15 protein-coding genes and 1 tRNA gene are annotated in these 14723 nt (G+C 54.8%); 10 read left to right on the top strand and 6 right to left on the bottom strand.

Going from position 1 to position 14723, the window contains the following annotated elements; all coding sequences use genetic code 11:
- Nucleotides 1–7: 7 nt before the first annotated feature.
- The 6 genes from PG062_RS07425 to PG062_RS07450 form a co-directional block, all read right to left on the bottom strand.
- Nucleotides 8–1399 (bottom strand): MBOAT family O-acyltransferase, encoded by a 1392-nt coding sequence (locus tag PG062_RS07425; protein ID WP_270751801.1) that lies wholly within the window; start codon nt 1397–1399, stop codon nt 8–10.
- The gene (locus tag PG062_RS07430) at nt 1399–2520 is read right to left on the bottom strand and encodes an LB_356 family protein (RefSeq protein ID WP_270751802.1); all 1122 of its coding nucleotides are present in this window, start codon (nt 2518–2520) and stop codon (nt 1399–1401) included. Before PG062_RS07430 ends, PG062_RS07425 begins: the two co-directional genes overlap by 1 nt.
- Before the next feature lie 47 nt (nt 2521–2567).
- Nucleotides 2568–4346: an HAD-IIIC family phosphatase gene (locus tag PG062_RS07435; protein WP_113999350.1), complete on the bottom strand. Its 1779-nt coding sequence runs from the start codon at nt 4344–4346 to the stop codon at nt 2568–2570.
- A 32-nt stretch (nt 4347–4378) separates the two neighbouring features.
- Nucleotides 4379–4633, bottom strand: a complete 255-nt coding sequence (locus tag PG062_RS07440) for a TIGR03905 family TSCPD domain-containing protein (RefSeq protein ID WP_113999349.1) — start codon at nt 4631–4633, stop codon at nt 4379–4381.
- A gap of 232 nt (nt 4634–4865) precedes the next feature.
- Nucleotides 4866–5714, bottom strand: a complete 849-nt coding sequence (locus PG062_RS07445; protein WP_270751803.1) for a PHP domain-containing protein — start codon at nt 5712–5714, stop codon at nt 4866–4868.
- A gap of 114 nt (nt 5715–5828) precedes the next feature.
- Nucleotides 5829–6716 carry a LysR family transcriptional regulator gene (locus PG062_RS07450; protein WP_270751804.1) on the bottom strand — a complete coding sequence of 296 codons (888 nt, stop codon included), beginning with the start codon at nt 6714–6716 and terminating at the stop codon, nt 5829–5831.
- A 409-nt stretch (nt 6717–7125) separates the two neighbouring features.
- Here PG062_RS07450 and PG062_RS07455 point away from each other — a divergent pair, with 409 nt between their 5' ends.
- The 10 genes from PG062_RS07455 (at nt 7126) to PG062_RS07500 (ending at nt 14722) form a co-directional block, all read left to right on the top strand.
- Entirely contained in the window at nt 7126–8058 is a 933-nt protein-coding gene (locus PG062_RS07455) for a CPBP family intramembrane glutamic endopeptidase (protein WP_270751805.1), read from the top strand.
- A 4-nt stretch (nt 8059–8062) separates the two neighbouring features.
- A complete protein-coding gene (locus tag PG062_RS07460) occupies nt 8063–8584 on the top strand; it encodes a nucleoside deaminase (protein ID WP_270751807.1) in 522 nt (173 codons plus the stop codon).
- Complete coding sequence (gene ymfI, locus PG062_RS07465; RefSeq protein ID WP_113999344.1) at nt 8577–9317, top strand: elongation factor P 5-aminopentanone reductase; 741 nt, start codon at nt 8577–8579, stop codon at nt 9315–9317. The genes PG062_RS07460 and ymfI overlap by 8 nt, the downstream gene beginning before the upstream one ends.
- A 137-nt stretch (nt 9318–9454) precedes the next feature.
- The gene (locus PG062_RS07470; RefSeq protein WP_270751808.1) at nt 9455–10399 is read left to right on the top strand and encodes a glycoside hydrolase family 25 protein; all 945 of its coding nucleotides are present in this window, start codon (nt 9455–9457) and stop codon (nt 10397–10399) included.
- A gap of 262 nt (nt 10400–10661) precedes the next feature.
- A complete protein-coding gene (locus PG062_RS07475; RefSeq protein WP_270751809.1) occupies nt 10662–10856 on the top strand; it encodes a flavodoxin in 195 nt (64 codons plus the stop codon).
- A gap of 373 nt (nt 10857–11229) precedes the next feature.
- A tRNA-Arg gene (locus PG062_RS07480) sits at nt 11230–11306 on the top strand.
- A 557-nt stretch (nt 11307–11863) separates the two neighbouring features.
- A complete protein-coding gene (locus tag PG062_RS07485) occupies nt 11864–12079 on the top strand; it encodes a hypothetical protein (RefSeq protein WP_009146480.1) in 216 nt (71 codons plus the stop codon).
- A complete protein-coding gene (locus PG062_RS07490; RefSeq protein WP_002304312.1) occupies nt 12076–13005 on the top strand; it encodes a DUF6017 domain-containing protein in 930 nt (309 codons plus the stop codon). Before PG062_RS07485 ends, PG062_RS07490 begins: the two co-directional genes overlap by 4 nt.
- 6 nt (nt 13006–13011) lie before the next feature.
- Nucleotides 13012–13839 (top strand): ParA family protein, encoded by an 828-nt coding sequence (locus PG062_RS07495; RefSeq protein ID WP_002304313.1) that lies wholly within the window; start codon nt 13012–13014, stop codon nt 13837–13839.
- Nucleotides 13796–14722 carry a ParB/RepB/Spo0J family partition protein gene (locus tag PG062_RS07500; RefSeq protein ID WP_002304314.1) on the top strand — a complete coding sequence of 309 codons (927 nt, stop codon included), beginning with the start codon at nt 13796–13798 and terminating at the stop codon, nt 14720–14722. Before PG062_RS07495 ends, PG062_RS07500 begins: the two co-directional genes overlap by 44 nt.
- Nucleotide 14723: the final 1 nt, after the last annotated feature.

Consider the following 14723-nt stretch of genomic DNA (forward strand, 5'->3'; position numbering starts at 1 on the left):
TTGCTTTTCAGAACCGGGCATACAAAAAGCCCGTATTGGAATAAAAGCTTGCCATCAGCAAAAAGGCAAAAATGGCAAATTCGTACACAGCCCAGCGCACCGGGCGCGGCGCGGCGTTGACCCAGGCGCGCAGGTGCAGGCCGCATTCATGCAGCACATCCACCAGCACCAGCAACGCAATGCCCAACAACAGCAAGAGCAGTTCCAGCTTGCTGGTCAGGCCTAGCAGCCAGTACTGGGCAAACACCTCGTGCCCGGGGTTATGCAGGATACCGGCAAAGTATGCCGCCGCATTGCCCAAACTGCTGGTGCGGAAGATGGTAAAGGTTGTAACAAAGATGGCAAATGTCAGCGGCACGCCCACGATGCGCAGCGGCAGAGATTTGCGCTTGCGCAGCGGAGCGGGCATGTGGTCCTCCGCCACCTGGCACAGGCCGTGCAGCCCACCCCAGACAAGGAAGGTCCAGTTGGCGCCGTGCCACAGCCCGCTGACCAAAAAGGTCAGCAGCAGGTTGGCATCCCGCCGGGCAATGCCCTTGCGGTTGCCGCCCAGTGGGATATACACATAATCCCGGAACCACTGCGAAAGGCTGATATGCCACCGGGCCCACAGCTCCTTGACGCTGGCAGAAAAAAACGGCTGGCGGAAGTTTTCCGGCAGGTGCAAGCCCAGGATCTCGCCCATGCCCAGCACAATATCCGTGTAGCCGGAAAAATCGGCATACAGCTGGAACGAATACATAACCGTGGCAAAAATCAGCTGACTGCGGTCAAAGGACGCCGGGTCCGCAAAGGCGGCGCTGACCACAATGGCCGCACGGTCCGCAATGGCAAACTTTTTGAAATACCCCCACGCACTGCGCTGCAAACCGCTGACCAAACGCTGGGTTTCAAACGTTTTGGGGGCGGCTTCCAGCTGGGGCATCAGGGTATTATAGCGGTTGAACGGCCCCTGGGTGAGCGAGAGGAAAAAGCCCGCATAGCACCACAGCCGTGCATAGCTGGGCGTGGGTGCCGTGCGGCCATGCCACACATCCAGCAGGTAGCCCGCCAGCTGCAAGCTGTAATACGCAAGGCCAAAGGGCTTATACAAATCCCGCAGGCCCGGCACCAGCATGCCGCTGTATTTGAGCACCAGCAGCGGCAGCAGGGCTGCGGCCAGCCCCAGTGCCAGCCACCCGCGGCGGCTGGGCTGCTCTGGCTGCGCATGCTGCGCGGCCTGCCACACCACTGCCGTGGCAAGGGCTACCGCAAAAAACGCGCCGATATCAATGGAAAGGCAGAACACTGCGTTGGCTGCCAGAACCAGCTTCCAGCGGGAAGGCTGGGGCACGCGGTACCACAGGCAGACAAACAGCGCCATAAACGGCAAAAAGCCAAGGGATGTAACAGAAAACATCAGTTGCCCTCCCCCTGCTGCACGGTGCTGTCCGGTGATGTGGCCAGCTTTTCGGCAACCGTATCATAGAACAGGCCGCTTACATCCTCGCCCGCAGCACTGCGAGCGGCCACCGTGGCGAACGCCTTGCTGAACGTTTCTGCCCCCTGCCCGTTCAGGTGGTGCATATCTGAAAAATCGTCAAAGCCAATGGGCAGCAGGTCGGTATCCTTAAAGATCGAAAAATCCCAATACTGGGTGCCGTTGGCCGCGGCAAAGCTGCGCATGGCATCCACATAGGCCTGGTAGTTCTGGGTATCCTGCACATAGGCGCTGGGCAGCGGGGCAGTGACCAGCACCAGGCGGATGTTCTGCTTTTTGCAGAACTCGGCAATGCGGGTCAGGTTCGCCCGGCCAAACGGTGAGATTGGCGCGCTGGCATCCACGTGCATCAGGGTGCCGAACCCCCAGATGCTGGTACCCTCGGTATAGACAAAACCGCGGTCCCGGTAGGCTTCGCCCTCGTCCGGGTAGGTGACCCAGTCATAGTTCCCCGCGTTATAGCCGCCGGTCAGCTTGCCGCGCCACAGGGCTGTCAGCTCACCGGGGTCAGCAATAGCATGGCGCGCCGGGAACATCAGATCCGCAAACGCCGCGGCACCGCCCATCTCCCACAGATACTGGTAACGGTAGGGCGAGGACGCGCGCATGTAATCGGTGATCAGGTAGCAGGCCAGCGGAACATTGCTGGATTTTTGCTGATTATAGCCAGTATAGAAGGTTTCCAGATAGACGGTTTTCAGCGGGCTGTTGGCGGTGGCTTCCCGAATAAGCCAATAGGAGCCATCCGGCTGCTGCTGGCTGGTGCCAAGGTTAAAGCTGTGGCTGCCCAGAATGGGGTCAATGGTATCCGGGTCAAAGCTGCGGTAGCTGTGGGAGGAACCCACAAACACAGTATCCACCGCATCCGCTTGGGCGTAATACTCCCCCAGCGTCACACGGGAATAGGCGTGCAGGTCATCCACCAGCAAAAAGTTCAGCAGCAGGCAGAGCGCCGCCGTGATGGCCGCAAACAACACAAACAGGCCCGCCTTGTGCAGCGGGCCGGGAATGCGGCTGGGTTTTGGGGTTGTATGGGGCATGTAGCTTCCTTTACGTTTGCCATCTGCCGCGCGGTATGCGCCGCGGCTCAGGTTTCAATTTTTATATGGGGGCAGCGGGGATTGTAAGCGGCAAGGTCCAGGCGCCAGGTGGTGTTGCCATCGGCATCCTCGGCCGTTTTTTCAAAGCCGTACCCAGCATAAAATTCCCGCACCATAGCGTTTTTGGCGGTGGGGTAATAATAGCCCTCCAGCGCAGTATACCCTGCAGCGGCAGCTTTGGCGGCAAGGGTGTCCATCATGGCGTCTTCCATGCCGCGCTTGAGCACACGGCAGCTCATCAGCCACAGGCGCAGGCAGAGCGTTTGGCCCTGGGCCTGCCCTGCCACAACGGTAACAACGCCGTTATCCGCAAATTTATCCACCAGCTTGCCGTACAGGGTGATCCAGTCCGGCTTTTCTGCCATGGAACGGATGTCATCCTCAGTGCAGCGCAGAGTGGTCAGGTTGAACTGGTTGCTCTTGTTGGTCAGCTGAGCAATGCGCTGCATATACACCGCCTCAAAGGGGCGGATGGTCGCCGTCATTTCCAGGCTGTCCAGATACTGGCCGTAATCGGCAAAAGCTGCCTGGGCCTGGGCGGCCTGGGCGCGGGCATGGTACTGCGCGGTCTTTTTCAGGTCGTCGCCGGAAAGGATCGTCGTTTCAAAGTACCCGCCGTGATCCAGCATCTTGATGTAGTTTTCGGCACCATCCAGCACCGGGGTGGCCACGCCGGGCAGCTGGGCGGCCACAATGGCACGCTCCGCCGGGTTGTCATCAGCAAACACAAAGCTGTCGGCGCCAAGGCTGAGCTCTGCGGCGATGGCTTTCAGGTTCTGATCTTTAGGATCCCAGTTGGCCTTGATGCAGACAAAATCATCCGGGTGCAGCACGCTGTCCGGGTGGTTCAGGCCGGCCAGGGCGTTGGCTTCGTCATTTTTGGAATCCACCGCCAGCACCACGCCGATGGTCTGCAGGGCTTTGCAGTAGCTCTGGAACTCAGCGTACACCTGGCCTTCCGGCACTTCGGGGCCGATGGCAATGCCGTCCACACCGTCATCGCCCACAATGCCGCCCCAGAGAGTGTTATCCAGATCCAGCACCAGGGCTTTTTTGTTGCGGCCATACAGGGATTTGATGATGTTTGCCACGCTGTTTGCCAAAGACGGGATTGCATCCAGGCACATGGCGTACTTATACATGTGCCAGAAGAACGCATCCCCCCAGGCAGTCAGGCCGTAATCTGCGCTGAGATAGTCAATATCATTGATATAAAAATCCTCATGCGCGGCGGCATAGGCGTAAAAGCGCTGGTTCAGGCGGCTGAGATAGTTGGAACGGCCATGCGGGTCCCAGATATCGCGGTTGCCCATCAGGCGGTAGTTGGGGCGGTCAAAGTTATTCTGGATGACGGGGCAGTGGAATTTGGCTTCCAGCGCCTGCCACATCTGCTCAAAGCGGCTGTACTCGGCATTCAGCATGGCGTCAATTTCCGCCTGCGGGGTGGCCGTTGTGGGGAAATTGATGATGTTGCGCCAGTTGGTGTGGATATAAATGACATCGGGGTGAAACCCATCCAGCTCCGGCGTGCCGAACATGGCGTCCTGCCAATATTGGCCATACTCGCTCTGGTAGAACTCCGCCTGAATGCCGTATTGCAGCAAAAACAGGCCCAGCTGGTCTGCCACCTCGTTGGTGGTGGAACCGCCCAGGATGGCGATGCGCTTTTGCAGCGGGTGCGGGTTTTGGGCCAGCAGTTCCTTGCGCAGGCGGCGCTTTTTGCGCAGCAGCGTTTCGGTATCCAGCGGGTAGTTAAAACAATCCATATCGGCGCTTCCTTACAAATAATATTCAGGGCTTACAGCTTCTGCAGGGCCTCTTCCAGCGTAATGGCGATCTGGTCCGGGCAGCTGGTGGGCTTGGAGCCGCACAGGGTGCCTTTCATGCGCTCAATGGCGTCCTCAGCTTTCATGCCTTTCAGCAGCTGGCAGATGCCTTTCAGGTTGCCGTTGCAGCCCCCCAGCACCTCAACAGATTCAATGGTATGGTCAGGGTTCAGTTCTACTTTGGTCATCACCGAGCAGGTGCCCTTATTGCGGCGTTCGTAAGTCATAATTGTTTGCTCCTTTTTATTTTCTTGCTCCGTTTTGTTTTTTGCTGTTGGTTGCTTTAGGCAATACCGCACAATTCCCGCCTGACGGCTTAAGCACCGCTTCGGCGGCTGCGGCACGGCATTTGCATTGCCAAAATGCTCGATAAGACATCCAGTATTATCTGCGCTTTTGGCTTAGCATCTACCGCACCTCGCTCGCCGTATCGGCACTTAGAATTATGCGGTATTGCCTTTACTTTTTGCGCGCTTCGGCCAGCGCACGGATGCGGGCGATCTGTTCGTCCGCGGTGGTGCAGGTGCCAACCGGGTGCGGGGTGTTGGTGTTCATGCCGTGGTAGTCAGTGCCGCCGGTCACGATCAGGCCGTACTCCGCGGCCAGCTGTTCCAGCTCGGCTTTATCCTCCTCCGTGTTGCGGGGGTGGTCGATCTCCACGCCGTCCAGCCGCCCGGCTGCAATCAGCTCCCGCGCCAAGGGCATGCTGTGGTAAACGCTGGGGTGGGCCAGTACCGCCACGCCGCGGCATTCTTGGATGAGGTTCAGGATGGTATCCACGGTTTCATACACCGGCGTGTGCAGGATCTTGCCGCGCACTGGGCGCAGACCGAACAGGCTGCGGTACACCGTGTTGTACATTCCATCCGAAAGCCCATACTGCCACAATACACGCATGACATGGGCCTTGTACAGCGTGCCGCTGTCCTTGGCAAATGCCAACGCTTCCTCGGTCTTGAACTGGGGGCAGATTTCCTCCAGCTCCTTGCAGGACTGGTACACGGCATCATAGCGGCGTTTGTCCATGACTGCAGTATGGCGGGCCAGAGCTTCGCAATCGTCCGGGTAATAGCATAGGATGTGCACGCGGTGTTCCCGCCCATAATCATAGGCCGTCAACTCCACCGCCGGGATCAGCTTCACACCGTTTTGTTCCGGGTGGGCGTAAGCATAACGCACAGAGCGGTTGGTATCATGGTCGCTGATGGCAAGCCAATCCAACCCCGCGCAGGCCGCCAGCCAAGGCAGCTTTTCGATGGGGGTAGAACCGTCCGAACAGGACGAATGGGTATGCAGATCACCGGGCATAGGCTGAGCTCCTCCTTTCCTGCTGAAGCTTTATTATATACCTTTTTTATATTTTTGAAAAGAGGGATATGACATTGCCAAGTCCGCACAAGTCCGTCTTCCCCGCCCCGCCGCTCACTTTTGCCGCAGGCTGGCGGCGTAAGCGCGGGCGCGAGCGGCAAACTGGCGTGCAGCCGGGGAAAGCGCCCCCCGCGCCAGGCAGGCCAGCCCAATGCTGCGCGTTGCAGCGGGTTCCAGCCGCAGCACCTGGCAGCCGTGGGGGTCGGTTCCGGTTTTGAACATCAGCTCCGGCATAATGGCAAAGCCGCGGCCACAGGCCACCATAGCGATCATGGATTGGTCATCCACGATATAGCAGCGGCTGTCCACCCGCAGGTCGTTGGTTTTGAAGTAGCTCTGGATATCGGCATCCACGTCCGCCAGCTGGCTGACGAACGGCTGGCCGCGCAGTTCCTCGGCGCTGACACAGCCGGGCCGGGCCGGGCGGTAGGACGCGGGTGCGATGCAGACCAGCTCGTCATCATATAGCGGTTCAAAATCCAAATCCAGCGCGCTGGAATTGGAAAGGAAGCCGATTTCCGCCGTGCCGTTTTTGACCCAGGCGCAGATATCCGCATAGCTGCCCTGATAGATCTGCACATCAATACCGGGGAAATCCAGCTGGAACTGCGGCACCAGCTGCGGCAGCCAGGTCACGCAGGCAGAGTTGAACACCCCCAGGCGCAGCACGCCTTTGTGCATGCCGTTGATCTGGGCGATGGACTGATCCAGGGATTCGCTGGAAGCCAGCAACCGCTGGATGGCGGGCAGCAGGTTTTCGGCGGCGGCGGTCATGGTAACGCCACTTTTGGTGCGGGTAAACAGTGGGAAACCGCATTCCGTCTCCATGGTAGAAACCGCATGACTGATGGCGGAGGGGGTCAGGTGCAGTTGCTCCGCGGTGCGGGCAAAGCTGCCCTCGTGCGCAATGGTGGAAAAAATCTGGCAGGCTAACAGGGTCATGATGAACCGGATGCTCCTTTTATAATTGGGAAGTAAACTTTACTTTTTTGTTTTCTGATGCGTCTTGATGAATCTCGTTCATCTTTCATGTGAACTTTTTGAGCTTTACTTCACACAAATACTGTACTATTATAATAGCATAAAGTCAAGGCCCGCACAGCCTTGATGGATTTTCTCTGTATAGAAAACATTCCTTCCTCTATTTTCCTCTCCTACCCGCCGGTCCGCACAACCGGCGGGTTTTTGTTTTGCCGTTTTTCTGTGGGCCGGGCTGCGCCGCGTTGTAAAAGCGCCGCAAACGTGTTATTATTGTTACTGGTATCATCTGCCGCGTTTTGTGCCGGAATTATATGGAACGTATCTTTATATAGTACAGTATATAGTACAGTGAAAAGAAAGAGGAAGTATTTTGCCAAAATCAACACTCTCCAATCCCCGCGGTGTACGGGGGGCGGCATCGCTGTGCGCGGTGGCCGCGCTGGCTTATCTGTTTGTACAGGATCTATTGACTATTTTTGTTTCCGCCTTGATGGGTATGCGGGTGCAGGGTGCCAGCCTGAGCGACCCGGTCGGATTCAGCGTGGCCGCGCAGGGGCTGCTGGGCATTGTGGTGGCAGCGGGTTCTATTGTGCTGCCGCTGTGGTGGCTGCTGCGCGCCACCCGGCTGCAAACGCAGGATCTGCGCATTCTGCTGCCCGCCCCCTGGAGCCCGGCGTTCTGCCTGGTGGTGTTTTTGGGGCTGGCCAACGCGGGCAACCTGTTCGGCGGGCTGCTGGCCCGCGGGCTGGGCGTTACCACCAGCAGCACCGCGCTGCCCGCCGGTGGCCTGGATCTGTTCATTCGTTATTTCAGTCTGTGTGTAGTGCCCGCTGTGCTGGAGGAAATTTATTTTCGCGGGGCGCTGCAGGGCATTATGCGCCCCAGCGGCAGCAGCGTGGCGATTTTTGCCCCTGCCCTGCTGTTTGCATTGCTGCACCTGGATCTGGCACAAAGCATTACCGCGCTGGTGTGCGGCATCTTTTTGGGCTGGCTGGTTGAGCGCAGCGGCAGTATTCTGCCCGGCATGCTGCTGCATTTCATCAACAATACCTTGGCGTTTCTCAGCCTATATCTGCGCCAATATGCGCCGGAGCAGCTTGCCGTGGTGTATGAGCTGATTTTGCTAGTGGCCCTGCCGCTGGCGGCGCTCTTTCTGGTATGGCGGGTCAAAGTGCAGGGGTTCAGCTTTTCCGCCGGGCTGCGCGGCGGCATGGAGCCGCTGGCTGTTTTTACCAGCCTGCCGTATACCGTATGTGTTCTGTTTTTGATGGGCCTTACGGTGTACCTGTACCGTGTGGGGTAACGCAATGACCGATGAACAACTGATGCAGGCCGCGCTGGAAGAAGCCCGCGCCGCTGCCGCTTTGGGTGAAGTGCCCGTTGGCGCGGTGATTGCCAAGGATGGCGAGATCATTGCCCGTGCCCACAACCTGCGAGAGAGCGGCAAAAACGCCATCTACCACGCCGAACTGCTTGCCATCGACGCAGCCTGCAAAGCCCTTGGCGGGTGGCGGCTGTGGCAATGTGAGCTGTTTGTTACGCTGGAGCCCTGTCCCATGTGCAGTGGGGCCATCATCAACAGCCGGTTAAAGCGGGTAGTCTATGGTGCCCGCGACCCCAAGGCCGGATGCTGCGGCTCTTTGACGGATCTGTTTGCTTTACCATTTAACCACCACCCTGTTATGGAGCAGGGCCTGTTGGAAGAGGAAGCCCAGGCACTTTTACAAGAGTTTTTTGCCGGACTGCGAGCCAAACGGCTGAAGCTGAAAGCCGAAAAGCGCGCCCAGCAGGCAGCCCCGCTGCAAAATGAGGAGAACCCCCATGAATGACCATGTATTGATTACCGGCGGCAGCCGCGGCATTGGTGCCGCCACCGTTTTGGAGTTTGCCCGCGCCGGGTACGATGTTGCCTTTACCTGGAACAGCCGCGAAGATGCTGCCCTGGATGTTGTGCAGCAGGCACAGGCGCTGAACCCCGGCGGGCGCTTTGTGGCTCTGCACGCCGATGTGAGCGATTCCGCCCAGGTGAATGCCGCGGTACAGGAAGCACTGCAGCAGTTCGGCAGCCTGCAGACGCTGATATGCTGTGCGGGGATTGCCCAGCAAAAGCTCTTCACTGACCTGACCGATGAGGACTGGCACCGCATGATGGGGGTAGATTTGGACGGCGTGTTTTATGCATGCCGCGCCGTGCTGCCTGGCATGATCCGCCAAAAATACGGCCGCATACTGCTGGTAAGCAGCATGTGGGGCCAGACCGGCGGCAGCTGCGAAGTACACTATTCCGCCGCAAAGGCCGGTGTGATCGGCCTGACCAAGGCGCTCGCCAAAGAGGAAGGTCCTTCCGGCATTACGGTGAACTGCGTGGCTCCCGGTGTGATTGAAACCGACATGATGGCCAGCTTTACCGCAGAGGACAAAGCTGCCCTGGCGGAAGAGACCCCCGTGGAGCGCCTTGGCACCCCGGAAGAAGTTGCCCGCACGCTGGTATTTTTGGCCGGGCGCGGGGCCGGGTTCATCACCGGGCAGGTGCTCGGCGTAAACGGCGGCATTGTGATTTAACGCGTCCCTGCTTATTCAGCGTCGCCGCATGAATGCGCCGGCAGCAATTTCATAAGATTCACTTCCCTCTCCTTTCCAGCATAACATGCTGTAGGATACACCTGCACGGCAGGCAATCCTGGGAGGGGGATTTTTGTATGGCTTTGTTTCAGGTGGGGATCGATGTTTCCCGGTATCAGGGCAGCATCAACTGGAGTGCCGTTGCCGCGGCGGGCAAACAGTTTGCCATTGTACGCATTGGGTCCAGCAACAACAACGGCGCGTATGTGGACCCCTATTTTCTGCAAAACGTGAACGGCGCCCATGCCGCCGGGCTGCGGGTTGGGGCTTATTATTACACCTATGCCCGCACCGAAAGCGCTGTTGCCGGGGAGCTGACCACCTTTTTGAACGCGCTGGAGGGCTTACAGCTGGAATACCCGGTGTTTGTAGATGTGGAGGCCCGCAGCCTGACCAGCCTGGGCAAACCGCAGCTGACGAACCTGGTCAAATACGCCATGGATATTTTGAACCAGCGCAAATGGTACGCGGGCTGGTACAGCTACACCAACTACATCAACTCGTATATAAATGCTTCCGCGCTGGCAAACTATCCGCTTTGGGTGGCGGATTACCGCTCCAGCCTGGGGTACACCGGGCAGTACGGCATGTGGCAGTATTCCGGTTCCGGCACCGTCAGCGGCATTACCGGCGCGGTGGATCTGGATTACAGCTATCAGGACTATCTGCCCACGATACGCGCCGGGAACTTTAACGGATATGGCAGCGATGGGCCGGACATGACAGCCGTGAGCGGATATAAGCTCACGGTTTTTGGTTCCAACACAGAATATTTTTATACCGCCAATCTGAACGATGTGGTGGGCTACCTGCCGCTGGGCAGCTACCCGGTTACCCAGATCACCAAGGAAAAATACAACGGGTACGATTGGGTCGTGTTTGAATATAACGGTGGCCAGTATTGGACCGCCCTGATTGGGGACCGCAACCGCCTAGAGCGCGATGATACCACAGACGATTGTTCCCGCCAGCTGGCTGAAGCCAACGCCAAAATTGCCGCCGCAAAGGCAGCGCTGGAATAAGCGATGCGGATTTTCCAGTAGGGTTCCCTGGGTTGCCCTGCCTTTCACTTCTCGTTATATCCATGTAGAGTTTCTTTACACTTAAGGCAACACCGCACAATTCCCGCCTTACGGCTTAAGCACCGCTTCGGCGGCTGCGGTACGGCATCTGCGTTGCCAAAATGCTCGATAAGACATCCAGTATTATCTGCGCTTTTGGCTTGGCATCTGCCGCACCTCGCTCGCCGTATCGGCACTTAGAATTATGCGGTATTGCCTTAAAATGATGCACTCCACCGCACCACGCATCATCCAAACTTTTATTGAAAGCAACGACCTGACCGAAAAAAACGTGTACCTGTTCTGCACCTCCGGCAGCAGCGGTAATGACAAAAGCCTGCGGAACCTGCAACCCCTGTACCCGTATATCAATTTTGCCGCCGAAAGCATCGCCGCATGGCTGGACGGTCTTGCCTGAGTGCTCCCCTTTTCCGTATAACTTAAACGCAAAGCCGCCCACACAATTTTGCTGTGCGGGCGGCTTTGTATTATGTCTTGCTTTTTTGCAGGGTTGCGTTTATAATAATAGGGCAGTTGTACTCCTGCATCGCGCACAGCTGCCTGATTCAAATTGTCTCAGTAGCTCAGTTGGATAGAGCACACGCCTCCTAAGCGGCAGATTGTTCGATTCCTTCGAGCAATGAAAATTGCATAAATCTTAAAAATGTCTCAGTAGCTCAGCTGGATAGAGCACACGCCTCCTAAGGTTGCGTTACAACGGCCACCTCAAAAAAAACTAAATAAGGGATTGCAGTTCGACTTTGATCGGGCTATAATCATATATCAGACACGTCCATATAGCTCAGCTGGATAGAGCACACGCCTCCTAAGCGTGGGGTCGGAGGTTCAAATCCTCTTATGGACGCCAGTGAACAACGCCGAAAGCCTTTGTTTTCAAGGGTTTTCGGCTTTTCTTATATAAAAAGCTACGAAAAAGCTCTTTCACTGTATGAGATAAAATTCTACTCCAAAATTTGATTTTTGACAACCCCTCCAGAATCGAACGGTTGTTATAAGACAAAATCGCCAGCTAATTTTTAGCAGAAAACGGGCTGTTCTTGCTAATGAAAATGCCCTTCCTGCTAATCAGCCCCAAAATCGTGCCAAAAATCCAGCTAATCAAAAAAGGCGGATGTTTTGAATACCATGCAGTTATAGCAGATAAAATTAAATATCGTTATGTACATAGAGCGTCTATTTGCCCCGCATTGGGGATGGATAGGCGCTCTTTTTTTATGCCCAAACCCATGGGCAAATACAAGAGATTGGAGGTGTTTTATTTGAGCAAGCCTGTTTATACCGCAGACAAGCCGAGCGACTGTCATTACTGCTACTTCTGGACGAATGGCAGAAAGGGCTGCCGTCTGGGTAGAAATAATTGCTACTACTTAATCTCTTTGCCGCCGAAACCCAAGTCGGAATGTGATGGCTGTCCCTATGGGCGAGATCACCCGTGCATTGGTTGGTGTACGAAGAAGGTTATGCGTGAAGTGGGGCTTCGTTGATATGGATGTGTATGAACAGGAATACCGCTTCTACTATTTTGCCCGATGTCCTTACGAAAAGACGGATACGACTTTCCGCAGCATTCCGCTGACAACAGAAAGTTTTCCGCAGAAAGAAGGTGGTGAAGCCGTGTGAGTTTTGATTATTTTTACGGTCAGCAATCCGATCTATTCACATTCTATCGAGTTCCGAAGGTGTTGTTCACGAACGAGAGGTTCTGGAATATTTCTGCCGATGCCAAGATGCTGTATGGCATTTTGCTTGACCGCATGAGCCTGTCTGCCAAGAATGGTTGGATAGATAAAAACGGTAGAGTGTATATCATTTTTACAATCGACGAAGCGAAGATGGCTCTGAACTGTGCTGAACAAAAGGCTATCAAGCTGCTCAGTGAACTTGAGAAGAAAGCAGGATTGATTGAACGTAAGCGCCAGGGTTTGGGAAAGCCCAACCTGATCTATGTGAAGAACTTTATCTCTGCTGTGGATTCACAACTCTTGAATTGTGAAAATCACAATTCTGGAACAATGGAAATCACAACTCAAGAACTTCCGAAATCACAATGTAATAATACTGATATTAAAAATACTGAATTTAGTGATACTGATTCTATCTTTCCTTCCGGAAATGGTGGAATGATGGACGAGAATGACCGGTATCAAGAATACTTTGATTATTTCTCGGATCAGCTTAGTATGGATTTGTTGAAGAAGGATTACCCTTACGATTCCGAAATGCTGGATAACATTCTGGAGTTGATCGTTGAAACAGTTTGCACGAAGCGACCGTTGATTCGCATTGGTGCAGAGGAGCGTCCGGCAGAAATTGTCCGCAGTCGGTTTATGAAACTGAATGCCGAACACATTCGATATGTTATGGACTGCTTCAAGGAGAACACCACAAAGATTAGAAATATCCGTCAGTATATGCTGACTACGATATACAATGCGCCGACGACAATAGACACCTACTACGATGCTCTTGTTCGGCACGATATGTCACACGGATATTTGGAAGGAGGATTTAAGAAATTGAAAATGAAGCGAGAGGAAGGAGAGTGACGATAAATGTCGAAAAAAGCAACCATCATTGCGGTGGTCAATCAGAAAGGAGGCACTGGAAAGACCACCACCACCGAGAATCTGGGCGTTGGCTTGGCTCTTGAAGGAAAAAAGGTGCTTCTGGTAGACACCGATCCCCAGGCTTCCCTGACGGTCAGTTTGGGCAATCCCTGCCCGGATGATCTGTCTCCGACACTTTCCGATCTGATGGGAAAGATTATGATGGAAAACCCTATTACTCCCGATGAAGGGATTCTTCATCATCCGGAGGGCGTTGATTTGGTGCCGTCCAACATCGAACTCTCAGGTATGGAGGTAGCACTGGTCAATGCCATGAGCCGGGAAACCATTCTCCGGCAATACCTGGATACAGTCAAACAGAATTATGATTACATTCTTCTTGACTGTATGCCGTCTTTGGGTATGCTGACCGTCAATGCGTTGGCAGCTGCCGACAATGTGCTGATACCGGTTCAGGCAGCATACCTTCCTGCAAAGGGTCTGGAACAGCTGCTTGGAACCATCAACAAGGTCAAGAGGCAAATCAACCCGAAACTGAGGATTGAAGGGATTCTTCTGACGATGGTGGACAGCCGCACCAACTACTCCAAAGACATCAGCAATCTGATTCGGGAGAGCTACGGCGGAAAGCTGAAGGTTTACAAGACCGACATTCCCCGCTCTGTCCGTGCAGAGGAAATCAGCGCAGAGGGAACCAGTATCTTCAAGCATGATCCCAAAGGCAAAGTTGCCGAAGCCTATAAAATTCTGACGAAGGAGGTGTTAAACAATGCAGAAAAAAGGCGCAAACATCAGCTTGAAGGGGTACGATGATATTTTCTCCACCGATCAATCCAGAGCTGAAGCCCAGCAGGAGCGTGTGCAGGAAATTCCGCTTTCTGAGCTACACCCCTTTGAGGGACACCCCTTCCGTGTGGTTGATGATGAAGAAATGATGAAAACGGCAGAGAGCGTCCGAGATTTCGGAGTTCTCACTCCTGCGATTGTCCGTCCTGACCCCGACGGTGGTTATGAAATCGTTTCTGGTCACAGGCGGCACCGGGCATCGGAGCTTGCGGGTAAGGAAACCATGCCTGCGATTGTTCGTGACCTGGACGATGATGCAGCCATTATTTTGATGGTTGATGCGAATTTGCAGAGGGAGAGTATCCTGCCGAGTGAAAGAGCATTTGCTTATAAGATGAAGCTGGATGCGATTAAACATCAAGGTCAACGCACCGATTTAACTTCATCCCAAGTTGGGATGAAGTTGCAGGCAATGGATATAGTCGGTCAGGAGGCAGGAGAAAGCAGAAATCAGGTACACCGTTATATCCGTCTGACCGAACTGATTCCGGAACTGCTGGATATGGTAGATACGGGTCAGATCAAATTCAATCCTGCGGTGGAGCTTTCCTATCTGGCAAGTGAAGAACAGAAGGATTTTCTTTCTGCAATGGATTATGCTCAAGCAGCTCCTTCCCTTTCGCAAGCACAGCGAATTAAAAAGCTCGCACAGGAGGGCGAGTGTACGCTGGATGCGATGTGCGAGATTATGAATGAAATCAAGAAGGGAGAGCTGGACAGAGTAACCTTCAAAACGGATTCGTTGCGAAAATACTTCCCGAAGTCCTATACCAACAAGCAGATGGAGGATAAAATCATTCAGCTTTTGGAGCAATGGCAGAAAAAAAGAGAAAAATCAATGGAAAGGTAAG

It is taken from the genome of Gemmiger qucibialis, assembly GCF_027689445.1.
Classification (GTDB): domain Bacteria; phylum Bacillota; class Clostridia; order Oscillospirales; family Ruminococcaceae; genus Gemmiger; species Gemmiger qucibialis.